The organism is Microbulbifer thermotolerans (assembly GCF_900112305.1).
GTDB classification, from domain to species: Bacteria; Pseudomonadota; Gammaproteobacteria; order Pseudomonadales; family Cellvibrionaceae; genus Microbulbifer; species Microbulbifer thermotolerans.
This window is the reverse complement of sequence record NZ_FOKT01000001.1, coordinates 322,474-335,453: the sequence shown is the minus strand read 5'-3', so window position 1 is coordinate 335,453 and position 12,980 is coordinate 322,474. Positions and strand designations below refer to the sequence as shown.

At 57.9% G+C, this 12,980-nt stretch carries 11 protein-coding genes; 2 read left to right on the top strand and 9 right to left on the bottom strand.

Annotation, left to right across the window (positions count from 1 at the left end):
• Positions 1–90: 90 nt before the first annotated feature.
• The 7 genes from lpdA to sdhC form a co-directional block, all read right to left on the bottom strand.
• On the bottom strand, positions 91–1,533 hold the full coding sequence (gene lpdA / locus BM155_RS01430) for a dihydrolipoyl dehydrogenase (RefSeq protein WP_067152334.1): 1,443 nt from the start codon (positions 1,531–1,533) through the stop codon (positions 91–93).
• 106 nt (positions 1,534–1,639) lie between these two features.
• A complete protein-coding gene (odhB, locus tag BM155_RS01425) occupies positions 1,640–2,842 on the bottom strand; it encodes a 2-oxoglutarate dehydrogenase complex dihydrolipoyllysine-residue succinyltransferase (RefSeq protein WP_074900689.1) in 1,203 nt (400 codons plus the stop codon).
• Positions 2,843–2,969: 127 nt separating this feature from the next.
• Positions 2,970–5,798, bottom strand: a complete 2,829-nt coding sequence (locus tag BM155_RS01420) for a 2-oxoglutarate dehydrogenase E1 component (protein WP_074900686.1) — start codon at positions 5,796–5,798, stop codon at positions 2,970–2,972.
• A 309-nt stretch (positions 5,799–6,107) separates the two neighbouring features.
• Entirely contained in the window at positions 6,108–6,812 is a 705-nt protein-coding gene (locus BM155_RS01410) for a succinate dehydrogenase iron-sulfur subunit (protein ID WP_074900680.1), read from the bottom strand.
• A 90-nt stretch (positions 6,813–6,902) separates the two neighbouring features.
• Positions 6,903–8,675, bottom strand: coding sequence for a succinate dehydrogenase flavoprotein subunit (gene sdhA, locus BM155_RS01405; RefSeq protein ID WP_074900678.1), 1,773 nt, complete (start codon positions 8,673–8,675; stop codon positions 6,903–6,905).
• Between the two features lie 3 nt (positions 8,676–8,678).
• Entirely contained in the window at positions 8,679–9,047 is a 369-nt protein-coding gene (gene sdhD, locus BM155_RS01400) for a succinate dehydrogenase, hydrophobic membrane anchor protein (RefSeq protein WP_067152321.1), read from the bottom strand.
• A complete protein-coding gene (sdhC, locus tag BM155_RS01395) occupies positions 9,041–9,415 on the bottom strand; it encodes a succinate dehydrogenase, cytochrome b556 subunit (protein ID WP_067152319.1) in 375 nt (124 codons plus the stop codon). Before sdhC ends, sdhD begins: the two co-directional genes overlap by 7 nt.
• Before the next feature lie 460 nt (positions 9,416–9,875).
• Between sdhC and gltA the strand changes: the two genes are divergently transcribed.
• The gene (gltA, locus tag BM155_RS01390) at positions 9,876–11,165 is read left to right on the top strand and encodes a citrate synthase (protein WP_074900675.1); all 1,290 of its coding nucleotides are present in this window, start codon (positions 9,876–9,878) and stop codon (positions 11,163–11,165) included.
• A 463-nt stretch (positions 11,166–11,628) separates the two neighbouring features.
• Positions 11,629–11,901, top strand: coding sequence for a YMGG-like glycine zipper-containing protein (locus BM155_RS01385; protein ID WP_074900672.1), 273 nt, complete (start codon positions 11,629–11,631; stop codon positions 11,899–11,901).
• 45 nt (positions 11,902–11,946) lie between these two features.
• On the opposite strand, the gene BM155_RS01380 is transcribed toward BM155_RS01385, so the two are convergent.
• Both BM155_RS01380 and BM155_RS01375 read right to left on the bottom strand, forming a co-directional pair.
• Positions 11,947–12,132, bottom strand: coding sequence for a hypothetical protein (locus BM155_RS01380; protein WP_074900668.1), 186 nt, complete (start codon positions 12,130–12,132; stop codon positions 11,947–11,949).
• Positions 12,133–12,255: 123 nt separating this feature from the next.
• Entirely contained in the window at positions 12,256–12,972 is a 717-nt protein-coding gene (locus BM155_RS01375) for a M48 family metallopeptidase (protein WP_217641400.1), read from the bottom strand.
• Positions 12,973–12,980 lie beyond the last annotated feature (8 nt).

Sequence of the window (12,980 nt, the reverse complement as noted above, 5' to 3'; positions counted from 1 at the left end):
TGAAAATTTAGAGGCAGGGGATTTCCCCGTCCTCCCAACCCCTCTCCCCGAGTAGAGAGGGGGGAAGATTAGTGCCGAATCCCCGCGGAGTTATTTCCGCTTCTTGCGATTGGCAATGTGAATCGCGTGACCATTTGCAGCCAGAGCTGCTTCCTTCACCGATTCAGAGAGAGTCGGGTGGCCAAACACGGTCATGCCGATATCCTCGGCGCTGGAGCCAAATTCCATGGCAATGGCAACCTGCTGCACCAGGTCTGCCGCAGACGGACCCACGATGTGCGCACCCAGCACGCGGTCGGTTTCCGCATGAGCGATGATTTTCACCATACCGGCAGTATCGTTCGCAGCCACGGCGCGACCGGATGCAACAAAGGGGAATACGCCCACATTGTAGGGCTCGCCATCGGCCTTAACCTGCTCTTCCGTGCGGCCGACCGCGGCAATTTCCGGGTGGGTGTAGATGACGTTTGGAATCACGTCGTAGTTCATCATTGGCTTCTGGCCGGCGATGCGCTCGGCAACTACCACGCCTTCTTCAGAAGCTTTGTGGGCCAGCATAGGGCCGCGCACCACATCGCCGACGGCCCAGACACCCGGAGCGGACGTCATGCACAGATCGTTGACGTAGATAAAGCCGCGCTCGTCCAGCTTGACACCGGCGTCTTCCGACAGCAGTCCTTCGGTGTAAGGGCGGCGGCCCACACACACGATCAGCTTATCGAAGGTCTCCTGGTGCTCTTTGCCGTCCTTGTCCTCGTAGGTAACGATCACTTCGTCACCCTTGACCTCGGTGCCGGTAACGCGGCAGGACAGACGGATATCCAGGCCCTGCTTCTTCAGGATCTTGTGCGCCTCTTTGGCGATCTGTTGATCCATGATGGCCAGGAAATTGTCCAGCGCCTCCAGTACTACAACTTCGGAGCCCAGACGATTCCAAACGGAGCCCAACTCCAGGCCGATAACACCGGCACCGATCACGCCCAGGCGTTTCGGTACTTCGGTGAATTCCAGGGCGCCAGTGGAATCGACGATGATTTTATTGTCCACCGGAGCCGGCGGAATGTTGACCGGCACGGAGCCGGAAGCCAGGATGACATTGTCGGCTTCATAAACAGTCACCTTGCCTTCGCGGTCAGTCACTTCCACTTTTTTGCCCGCCAGCAGCTTGCCGGTTCCCTCGATGGAGGTGACCTTGTTAGCCATAAACAGGCTGCTGATGCCGCCGGACATCTGTTTCACGACCGCATTTTTGCGCTCGACCATTTTTTTAACATCGATCTTCACCTTACCGGTTTCGATGCCGTGTACGTCGAGAGCATCCTTGGCTTCGTGGTATTTCCAGGAGCTGTCCAACAGCGCCTTGGACGGAATACAACCCACGTTCAGGCAAGTACCACCGTTGACAACCTTGCCGTCTTTATTCGTCCACTTTTCAACACAGGCGGTTTTCAGGCCCAGTTGCGCGGCGCGAATGGCAGCGACATAACCTCCGGGACCGGAGCCGATTACGATTACGTCAAATTTTTCCGACATGGTGTGTTCCAGATAGTCTGTGAATTCAATTTGCAGTTGCGCGGCCTTTCAGCCGCATCGCCGGGCTGGGCCCGGCGTTCCCGGGGCAGGGCCGGAAAAGGCCCCGTTAAACTTCGAGCAGGATACGGGCCGGATCCTCGATCATTTCCTTGATCGCCACCAGGAAGCCAACTGCTTCCTTGCCGTCGATCAGGCGGTGGTCGTAGGACAGCGCCAGGTACATCATCGGCAGGATTTCCACCTTGCCGTTTACCGCCATCGGGCGTTCCTGGATTTTGTGCATCCCCAGGATCGCAGTCTGCGGCGGGTTCAGGATGGGTGTGGACAGCAGAGAGCCGAAGACACCGCCATTAGTGATGGTGAAGGTGCCGCCGGTCATTTCTTCAATGGAGAGCTTGCCTTCGCGGGCGCGCACGCCCATATCGCGGATGGCATTTTCCATATCGGCCAGACCCATATTTTCCGCATTGCGCAAGATCGGTACCACCAGCCCTTTGGGTGAGGAAACCGCCACACCGATATCCTGGTAGCCGTGGTAGACGATATCGTCGCCGTCGATCGAGGCGTTCACCGCCGGATAGCGTTTCAGCGCTTCTACCGCCGCCTTGACAAAGAAGCCCATAAAGCCGAGACGGGTGCCGTTGTGCACCTTCTCAAAGAGCTCTTTATAGTTTTTACGCAGATCCATAACCGGCTTCATGTTCACCTCGTTGAAGGTGGTGAGCATGGCGGTAGTCTGAGTGGCATCCAGCAAACGCTCGGCAATGCGCTTGCGCATACGGGTCATGGGCACCCGCTTCTCGACGCGCTCGCCCGGCGCCACAGATACCTCTGCGGCAGCAGCAGGCGCGGCTGCGGCGGCGGGAGCCGCCCCCGCCTTCATCACATCTTCCTTCAATACGCGTCCGCCCTTACCGGAACCTTCTACACCGGCCAGGTCCACGCCTTTTTCCGCCGCCATCTTTTTGGCAGAGGGCATGGCGATCTTCTCACCAGCTTCTTTGCCTGCAGGCTTTTCTTCCGCCTTCACTTCTTCAGCTTTGCCTTCCGCCGGAGCGGGGGCCTCACCAGCGCCCTCTTCAAATTTGGCGATGACTTCGTTGGACAGGACAGTTTCACCCTCGCCCTTAATGATCTCGCTAATGGCGCCGTCAGCCGGAGCGACAACTTCCAGCACGACTTTGTCGGTTTCAATATCCACGATCAGCTCATCGCGGGCTACGGCTTCGCCGGGCTGCTTGTGCCAGGTGGCAACAGTGCCGTCCTGAACGGATTCCGGGAAAGTTGGCGCTTTAATCTCGATCGTCATTTTCCTGTTTCCTGAGATTGTTCTCTGCGTAAATTGTTGACCTGCCCTGCAGGTGACTTGAGGCTATCGTTCCGGATTTGGACCCGGGACCCGCTTGCATAGCCGGAGCACAGGCTCCGGCTGCGCTTTATTTAACGGTCAGCGCCTCGTTAATAAATTTGTTCTGCTCTTCCAGGTGCGTGGACATATAACCGGCCGCCGGTGCGGCGGAGGGTTCGCGGCCCACATACTGCAATTCCAGTCCGGGATGCGTTTCCGCCAGCAGACGGCGCAGATGGTGCTGACTGTGATACCAGGCTCCCTGGTTCATCGGCTCTTCCTGACACCAGGCCACGCTTTCGATGTTCTTGAACGCGGACACCGCTGCAACAAACTCTTCATCGGGGAAGGGATACAGCTGTTCGAGACGCACAAAAGCCACATCGTCCTGTTCGCGCTCCATGCGGGCTTCCAGCAGGTGGTAGTAAACCTTGCCGGAGCACAAGATCAGACGCTTGACCTTGGCCGGATCCACGCCCTCGTCCTGGATGACATTTTGGAACCTGCCTTCGGCGAGCTCGTCCAGGCTCGAAGTGGCCAGCTTGTGACGCAGAATCCACTTGGGACTCATGATTACCAACGGGCGGCGCATCGGGCGTATCGCCTGGCGGCGCAACAAGTGGAAAATCTGTGCCGGCGTGGTGGGGTTGCACACTTGGATATTGTGCTCGGCGCACAGTTGCATATACCGCTCCAGGCGCGCGGAGGAGTGCTCCGGCCCCTGTCCTTCGTAACCGTGCGGCAGCATCATTACCAGCCCACACATACGGCCCCACTTGTGTTCACCGGAAGTGATGAACTGGTCAATCACCACCTGGGCACCGTTGGCAAAGTCGCCGAACTGGGCCTCCCAGATAACCAGAGACTTGGGTGTAGTGGTTGCGTAGCCGTACTCAAATGCCAGCACAGCCTCTTCCGACAACAGGGAGTCGTATATATAGAAAGGCGGCTGGCCATCGTACATGTGCTGCAGCGGAACGTAAGACTGGCCGTCTTTCTGGCTGTGTATCACCGCGTGACGGTGCGAGAAGGTACCGCGGCCCACGTCCTCACCGGTCAGGCGCACCATATAGCCCTGTTCCAGCAGCGTGCCGTAAGCCAGGGTTTCGGCCATACCCCAGTTCAGCGGCATGGCGCCGGCAGCCATCTTGCGGCGGTCCTCATAAATTTTGGACACTTGCCGCTGCAATACTATGCCGTCCGGAATCGTGGTCATGCGGCTGGCCACGTCCTTAAGTTTCGGCAGTGCAAAGCTGGTATCAGCCGGGGTCAGCCAGTCGTGGTTGAGGTAGGGCGTCCAGTCCACAAACATGGAGCTGTCGGGCTGTTTCACCAGTCCTGTGGCCACATCCTCACCGCGATCCAGTTTGTCGCGGTAGTCGCTGGCCAGCTTATCCGCGGCGGCTTTATCCAGCACACCTTCGTTGACCAGTTTCTCCGCGTACAGGGTACGGGTGGTCTTGTGCTTGCGGATCGCCTGGTACATCAGCGGCTGAGTGCCTGACGGATCATCGGTCTCGTTGTGACCGCGGCGGCGGTAACACACCAGGTCGATGACAATGTCTTTCTTGAATTCATAGCGGTAGTCCACCGCCAGCAGAGCGGCAAGCACGACCATTTCCGGATCGTCGCCATTCACGTGCAGCACCGGGGCGTCGATCATCTTGGCCACATCGGTGCAGTATTCGGTGGAGCGGGCGTCTTCGCGCTTGCTGGTGGTGAAGCCCACCTGGTTGTTGAGCACGATGTGCACGGTACCGCCGGTGTAGAAGCCACGGGTCTGGGACATCTGCAGAGTTTCCTGCACCACACCCTGGCCAGCGAAGGCGGCATCGCCGTGGATGTTGATCGGCAGTACTTTCTCGCCGGTCTGGTCGCCGCGTCGGTCTTGTCGGGCGCGTACCGAACCCTCTACCACCGGCGCACAGATTTCCAGATGCGAGGGGTTGAAAGCCAGAGCCAGGTGTACCTCGCCGCCCGGAGTCATGACATTGGAAGAAAAGCCCTGGTGGTACTTAACATCACCGGAAGTGTCCAGGGTCTTCTTGCCCTCGAACTCCTCGAACAGATCCGCGGGGTTCTTACCCAGAATATTGACCAGGGTATTCAAGCGGCCGCGGTGGGCCATACCGATCACAATTTCCTTAACACCGTAGGTGCCCGAACGGCGGATCAGTGCGTCCATCATCGGGATCAGGCTTTCACCACCTTCGACACCAAAGCGCTTGGTACCCGGGTACTTGGAATCCAGGTGGCGTTCCAGGCCCTCGGCCGCGGACAGGCGCTGCAGTATCTCAACCCGGATATCGGCGCCAAAGTTGGGTGTGGACTGACTGCGCTCAAGGCGCTGCTGGAACCACTGCTGCTCTTCCAGATTGGACAGGTGCATAATTTCCGCACCCAGATTGCCGCAGTAGGTGCGTTCCAGGCCTTCAACAATCTCCCGCAGCGTGGCCTCTCCCTTGCCGAAAAAGAGATCCCCGGTCTGGAAGGTGGTGTCGTAATCCCCTTCAGTGAGGCCGTGATAATTAAGCTGCAGATCCGGTACCTGCTCGCGCGCCATCAGCCCCAGGGGGTCCAGGGTAGCTTTTTTATGACCGCGGTGACGGTAAGAGCTGATCAACTGCAGGACCTTGACCTGCTTGCGTTCGTGTTCGATGTTGATGGCGCCGGCACCGGGAGCGGCCAGCGGGCGGGTGCGGTGTTTGGCGAGCAGTTCAAAATGGCGGCGCACCGCAGCGTGAGAGACGTCGCCGACACCGTTTACCCGGGGGAGGCTGTCGAAGTAACTGCGCCATTCCTCCGGCACGCCGTTGGGGTCGTGCAGATAGGTCTCGTACAGTTCCTCCACATAGGCGGCATTGCCTCCGGAGATATGGGAGCTACGCCACAGCTGCTCCATGGTACTTTCGTGCATGTTGATGCCTACCTCGATTGCAGTGAGCCCTGCCGGGCTTTACCACTGCGCTTTCCTTTCACTCACTAAACAGGGCCAAAACACGCGTATCACCAATACCGCTGTACGCACGATTTGGCACCCCGCCATGGACCACGGGGGCGGGGCCAGAAGGCTTCTCCAGGCAGCACCGCGGACGGTAACTGCGGAGATTCCCTCTGACACCAGCCCCCTTTTCGACTGGCTCGTTGGCCAGTTTTCTAATTGAAAAGGCGCTCCATTAGCGCCGAACCCGGCTGTTGTGGGCAACCAGGCGTGAACCCTTAACGTCTATACCGCGCGGGTCAGCAACATATTGCGGATATGACCTATAGCGCGGGTAGGGTTCAGCCCCTTGGGACACACATTCACACAATTCTGAATACCGTGACAGCGGAATACGCTGAAGGGATCATCCAGCTTGGACAGGCGCTCGTCAGTAGCAGTATCACGACTGTCCGCCAGGAAACGGTAAGCCTGCAGCAAACCGGCCGGCCCGATGAATTTGTCCGGATTCCACCAGAAAGACGGACAGGCGGTGGAACAGCAGGCGCACAGAATACACTCGTAGAGACCGTCGAGTTTCTCGCGCTCTTCCGGGCTCTGCAGGCGCTCAATCGCCGGTGCCGGAGTATCGTTCTGGAGGTAGGGTTCGATCTTTCTGTACTGCTCGTAGAACTGCTCCATATCCACAACCAGATCGCGGATCACCGGCAGTCCAGGCAGAGGACGCAAAACCAGTTTACCTTTGGGCGCCGCCACCGAGAGGGGGGTAGTGCAGGCCAGGCCGTTTCGACCGGAGATATTCATACCGTCGGAACCACATACCCCTTCGCGGCAGGAGCGGCGGAAAGACAGGGTCGGGTCCCCGGCTTTCAGCAGTTCCAGCACGTCCAGCACCATCAGGTCTTTGCCCTGGGTATCCAGCTCGTAGTCCTGCATGTAAGGAGCTTTGTCAGTCTCCGGGTTGTAACGGTAAATGCTTACTTTCAACATATTCCGTATCCAGTATCTCTATAAGGGTGACCGCCGGCCGCAATCAATCCGGGCTTCTTCAGCCCCGTTAGCCGCCGGCCACCTGCAGGGTTAGTAGGTCCGAGCCTTGGGCTCGAAGGCTTCCACGGTGCTGGGCGCGAAGTTGACCGCGCGCTTGCCGACACGTTTTTCCGCCGGGAAGAACATGGAGTGGCACAGCCAGTTTTCGTCGTCGCGCTCCTGGAAGTCTTCGCGGGCATGGGCGCCGCGGCTCTCGGTACGGGCCTCTGCGGCGATCGCGGTGGCCTCGGCCACTTCCAGCAGGTTCTGCAGTTCCAGTGCCTCGACACGGGCGGTATTGAAGGCGCGACTTTTGTCGTCCAGGCGCACATTGGCAATACGCTCGCGCAGCGCTTCCAGCTTCTTCACCCCTTCGGCCATATAATCGCCGCGACGGAATACACCGAAGTGGTTCTGCATCACATTCTGCAGCTCTCCGCGCAGCACCGATGCTTTCTCGCCATCATTGCTGTTTTCCAGGCGATTCAGGCGCGCCATGGCCGCTTCGATGTCGGATTCGCTGGCCTCGCGGTGCTCGACACCTTCGCGGAGCGCTTTTTCAATAAAGAGGCCGGAAGCGCGGCCAAATACCACCAAGTCCAGCAGCGAGTTGCCGCCCAAGCGGTTGGCACCGTGCACGGATACACAGGCCACTTCGCCGCAGGCGTAGAAGCCGTCTACCACTTGGTCGTTGCCGGCGGCATCCTGGGTCAGGGCCTGGCCGTGAATATTGGTGGGGATACCGCCCATCATATAGTGACAGGTGGGCACTACCGGGATCGGATCTTTTACCGGGTCCACATGAGCAAAGGTCTTGGCCAGCTCACAGATACCCGGCAGGCGGCTGTGCAGTACCTCTTCACCGAGGTGATCCAGCTTCAGGAATACGTGATCGCCATTGGGGCCGGCACCGCGACCATCCAGAATTTCCAGAATCATGGAGCGAGCCACCACATCGCGGGAGGCCAAGTCCTTCGCGTTGGGGGCATAGCGCTCCATAAAGCGCTCGCCGTCCTTATTGATCAGATAGCCGCCCTCACCCCGGCAACCCTCGGTCACCAGCACGCCAGCACCGTAGATGCCGGTCGGGTGGAATTGCCACATCTCGATATCCTGCACCGGCAAACCGGCGCGCAGCGCCATTCCCACACCGTCACCGGTATTGATATGGGCATTGGTGGTGGAAGCGTAAATACGGCCGGCGCCGCCAGTGGCAAATACAGTGGCCTTCGATTTGATGAAAACGACTTCACCGTCTTCGATACGCATGGCGATCACGCCCACCACGGCGCCGTCCTGGTTTTTCACCAGATCGATGGCAAACCATTCGTTCAAAAAGACAGTGCTGTGCTTGACGTTGTTCTGATACAGCGTGTGCAGCAGGGCATGGCCTGTGCGGTCAGCGGCAGCACAGGTACGCGCAGCCTGACCGCCGCGGCCGAAATCCTTGGACTGGCCACCGAAGGGGCGCTGATAGATGCGGCCTTCCTCGGTACGGGAGAAAGGCAGCCCCATGTGCTCCAGCTCGAACACCGCCTCGGGCCCCACGGAGCACATATACTCAATGGCATCCTGGTCACCGATATAATCGGAGCCTTTTACTGTGTCGTACATATGCCAGCGCCAGTCATCCTGCGGATCCGCGCTGGCGATAGCACAGGTGATCCCCCCCTGGGCGGACACAGTGTGCGAGCGGGTCGGGAACACTTTAGTGATCACCGCAGTCTTGAAGCCGGACTGTGCCATTTGCAGCGCAGCGCGCATGCCGGCGCCACCGCCACCAATCACAATCCCATCAAAAGAAATAGTTCGCATGTTCGCCATCAGTTACACACCCCACAGAATTTCAATGCCCCAAACCGTGTAAAACACGGCAACCGCAGCCAGCAGCACCTCTACCACAACTCGGATTGCCGTGGCCTTGGGACCCATCATGCGGTTGGTGATGTAGTCGGTCACCACCGACCAGAGGCCAATCCAGGCGTGAACCACTGTGGCGAGCAAGGCCACCAGAGTAAACACGCGCATCCAACGCTGCTCAAACAGGGCAGACCAGGTCTGGTAACTGAAGTCATCACTCAGAAAAATGAATCCGACTATAAAGAGCGTGTATGTCGCAAGCACAACCGCGCTAACACGCTGATACAACCAATCAAAAGTGCCGCTGCGGCCAAAACTGGTGATTGTGGTTACCATATCCATACCCCCGCCAGCAAAATCAGAACTACAGCGACGACCAGCACCATCACAGCGCCGCGCCGCCCACCTTCCAGGGTCTCACCGATCCCCAGATCCATCAGCAGGTGGCGAACACCGGCCACCAAGTGGTAGATAAGTGCCGCCAGTGCCGCCCACAAAATGAGCTTGGCGGGAATACTGTCGAAGGCCGCCGCCACATCGGCAAAGCCCTGTTCGGATTCCAGACTGGCATCGAGCATGCACAATAACAGTGCAACCACGGCGAAGAGGACCACGCCGGAGATACGATGCAGAATGGAAACCAGAGCGGCAGCGGGAAGCTTGATAGTGGAAATGTCTAGATTGACAGGTCTGTTTTTGTTCACAGGAAAAACACCTTGTTGCCCTGAACGACCGGGCGCCCGTTAGCATTTCAAATATGGAGGGGCGAGTGCTTGCCGATCACTTTGCGCACGACCTGCTGAAGCCTTACACAAAGTGGCCTTACCAAGGCGCAAGCCGCGCGGATTATAGGGCATTCAGTCCTCAAAACACAACGAACGCCTCGGTAACGCCACAGACCGAATTCCTCCGCGGTGCAAGCGGACATGCAAAGGGGACAAAGCTTCCTGCGAATAACCCGCATAAATAACAGGGAAAAGCTCTGAGACCGAGCCAATAAACCACATTTCCTGCCGCCAACCGACCGACCGTCCACCCCGTTTGGTTTGACAATTCCCGGCGCGCAACTTAAGTTTGGCCCCGCTCATAAGCCCGCTGCCGCCCTCTGCCCAGGCAAAAGAGGGCGGAAAAATGGCGGCGCAACATAAGTTTTAGGAGTCCGCAATGTCCGATAAGAAAGCGCAACTCACGGTCGACGGAATCGACGGCGTCATTGAAATGCCGGTCCTCTCGGGCACCCTCGGCCCCGATGTTGTCGATGTCAGCAGCCTCACCGGCAAGGGCTTGTTTACCTACGACCCGGGCTTTGTATCCACCGCCGCCTGTGAATCCAAGATCACTTATATTGACGGCGCCAAGGGCGTGCTGCTGCACCGCGGCTATCCCATCGAACAGCTGGCGGAGAAGTCCGACTACCTCGAGACCTGCTACCTGTTGATGAACGGTGAGCTGCCCAACGCGGAGCAGAAAAAGCAGTATGTCGACAGCATCATGAACCACACCATGGTGCACGAGTCACTGGTGAACTTCTTCAAGGGCTTCCGCTACGACGCCCACCCCATGGCCATGATGTGCGGCGTCGTCGGCGCCCTGGCTTCCTTCTACCACGACTCTCTCGACATCACCGACCCCGAACACCGCAAAGTCTCCGCAGACCGCCTGATCGCAAAAATGCCGACCCTGGCCGCCATGTGCTACAAGCACTCAAAAGGCCAGCCCTTCATGTATCCGGACAACAGCCTCAGCTACGCTGAAAACTTCCTGCACATGATGTTCGGCACCCCCTGCGAACCGAGCAAGATCGATCCGGTGGTCGCCAAGGCGATGGATGTCATCTTCCTGCTGCACGCTGATCACGAGCAGAACGCATCTACCTCCACTGTGCGCCTGGCCGGTTCCTCCGGGGCCAACCCCTTCGCCTGCATATCCTCCGGTATCGCCGCACTCTGGGGACCTGCGCACGGTGGCGCCAACGAAGCAGTGCTGAATATGCTGCAGGAGATCGGCGACGAAAGCCGTATTGGTGAATTCGTCAAACGCGCCAAAGACAAGAATGACCCGTTCCGCCTGATGGGCTTCGGTCACCGCGTCTACAAAAACTTCGATCCGCGCTCTCGCGTTATGCAGGGCATTGCCGATGAAGTGCTGAGCGCGATGGGTGCGGAGAATGACCCGCTGCTGAAAATCGCCAAGAAGCTGGAAAAGATCGCACTGGAAGACGAGTACTTCGTGGAGAAGAAACTCTACCCCAACGTGGACTTCTACTCCGGCATCATCATGAAGGCTATCGGTATTCCCACCGATATGTTCACAGTGATTTTCGCTACTGGCCGCACCGCCGGATGGATAGCGCACTGGAACGAGATGATCTCCAACCCCTACAAAATCGGCCGCCCGCGCCAGCTGTACACCGGTTACACCGCGCGCGACTATGTGCCGTTGGAAGAGCGTTAATCGCTCTACCGCAAAAACCCGGCGCAAGCCGGGTTTTTTCTATGTGTGGTACGTACATCGACTCCGAACAAACCACCGGGGGCTCTGGCCACCAATAAAAAGCGGCCGAATTCATTTCGACCGCTCCCTCTCTTTAAGCTGACTGGCTCAACACCCGCTGTTCACCTCGCTGAAGTCATTCAAACCAGTGGTTACCCGCTGTGGGCCGATTTACGGGTTAGTCCAGTCTCTATTACGGACCGCTTATCATTGCCATCCCTTGTTGCGGGGACTTCCCCTACCCAGGTATTTAAAGTTTAGTGTCGCGGATGAAGCCGCCACAAGTGTGGAGCATTTCCACCAAAACCGGTCAGCGCCAGGAGCAAGCAGCATTCCGCGTTCCAGGCACTCTTGACTTTCTATTGGTCACTCTCTTTTCGCCACAATACACTGAGCCCTGTCTGGCAGTAGGCAAGAGGTTCTTATGGCTACGCAAGCAATTAAACACCTGGGGCTGGCAGCCCTGCTCGTCACCGCACTCGGCAGCCAGGGCTGCGCCAACATGAGCGACTCAGACCGCCGCATCGGTACCGGTATCGGCGTGGGTGCTGTGACTGGCGCCCTTATTTCAGGCGGACGCCCCGGAGGCACGGCGGCAGGCGCCGTACTCGGCGGTGTTGGAGGCTGGCTCTACGACCGCGAGAAGAAAAAACGCTATTACTACGACCGCCACGGCCGCCGTGTGTACGAACGCTAAAAAACAGGGGGAATCCCCGTGGATTCCCCCTCTTCCTGCCGGCACCTACAACAATTTGGTTTTGCTCTTGCCGCAGCGCTGGCAACGGTATTCAGTAACCAGCTTGCCCTGCTTCACATCAAATTTTCTTTCCGTAACCACCACCCATTTGTGGAAACCCTCGCGGCACAGACTGCTTCCCTTGTGCTTTTGCCAGGCCGTCTTCTTTTTGAACGGAATCACATTGCTCATAGGCTGCCTACCCTGCTTATGTACAAGGACATAAAATTCGTATATTAACTGGGACCGGAGGAGCGGCTATCGGCTCACCCCTCTCCTGCGGCAGTAATTGTAGTGGTCAAACTCAGTAAGCCACTACTGGACCAGAACCATTGCCATCCCATCCAACCGCGCCTTAATCTTTTCCCACTTCGGCATGACCTGATTCATCAGCCGGTAGAACCGCTCGCTGTGATTATGTTCGGCAATATGGCAAAGCTCGTGCAGAATCACATAGTCAATGCACTCGCGGGGCGCTTTCACCAGATGCGGGTTCAGGGTAATTCTGCCCTTCGGTGAACAGCTGCCCCACTGGGTTTTCATGGTCAGGATGCGCAAAGGCGGCCGCCCGGTAACCCACAGCGCCTGCTCTAACATGGCATCAAGACGCTTGCTGAAAATTTCTTTAGCGCGGAGTTTGTACCACTCTGTCAGCAGGGCTTTAACCTTTTCGGGGGTTTTGCTCCGTACCGACACTTCGAGTTTTCCGCGCAAAAGTTTTACGCCCTGAACCTGTTCAGGGGCTTCAATGACTTTCAGCAGGTACTGTTTTCCCAGGTAGTAATGGCTCTCGCCACTGATATACTGGCGCGGTCTGGTGTGCTCAAGCTGTTTACGAAATTCGCGCAACTGCTGGTAAATCCAGCGGCGGCGTTTTTTTACCGCAGCAAGAACGGCCTCGCTGTCGGCCTCTTCAGGCGCGGATACCACCACACGGCAATCCGGATGGACCTTAATCAATACCTTGCCCTTCGCCAGCGGGCGCTTTACCCGCTCAAAAGCAATCCGCTCGTCGCCATAGAAAAAGCTCATGGTTTGGC

Coding starts and splice junctions, on each gene's coding strand:
- lpdA (WP_067152334.1), bottom strand. CDS start 1,533: ATGTCGGAAAAATTTGACGTAATCGTAATCGGCTCCGGTCCCGGAGGT.
- BM155_RS01385 (WP_074900672.1), top strand. CDS start 11,629: ATGGCTACGCAAGCAATTAAACACCTGGGGCTGGCAGCCCTGCTCGTC.
- sdhD (WP_067152321.1), bottom strand. CDS start 9,047: ATGGTAACCACAATCACCAGTTTTGGCCGCAGCGGCACTTTTGATTGG.
- sdhA (WP_074900678.1), bottom strand. CDS start 8,675: ATGGCGAACATGCGAACTATTTCTTTTGATGGGATTGTGATTGGTGGC.
- odhB (WP_074900689.1), bottom strand. CDS start 2,842: ATGACGATCGAGATTAAAGCGCCAACTTTCCCGGAATCCGTTCAGGAC.
- BM155_RS01420 (WP_074900686.1), bottom strand. CDS start 5,798: ATGCACGAAAGTACCATGGAGCAGCTGTGGCGTAGCTCCCATATCTCC.
- BM155_RS01380 (WP_074900668.1), bottom strand. CDS start 12,132: ATGAGCAATGTGATTCCGTTCAAAAAGAAGACGGCCTGGCAAAAGCAC.
- BM155_RS01410 (WP_074900680.1), bottom strand. CDS start 6,812: ATGTTGAAAGTAAGCATTTACCGTTACAACCCGGAGACTGACAAAGCT.
- gltA (WP_074900675.1), top strand. CDS start 9,876: ATGTCCGATAAGAAAGCGCAACTCACGGTCGACGGAATCGACGGCGTC.
- BM155_RS01375 (WP_217641400.1), bottom strand. CDS start 12,972: ATGAGCTTTTTCTATGGCGACGAGCGGATTGCTTTTGAGCGGGTAAAG.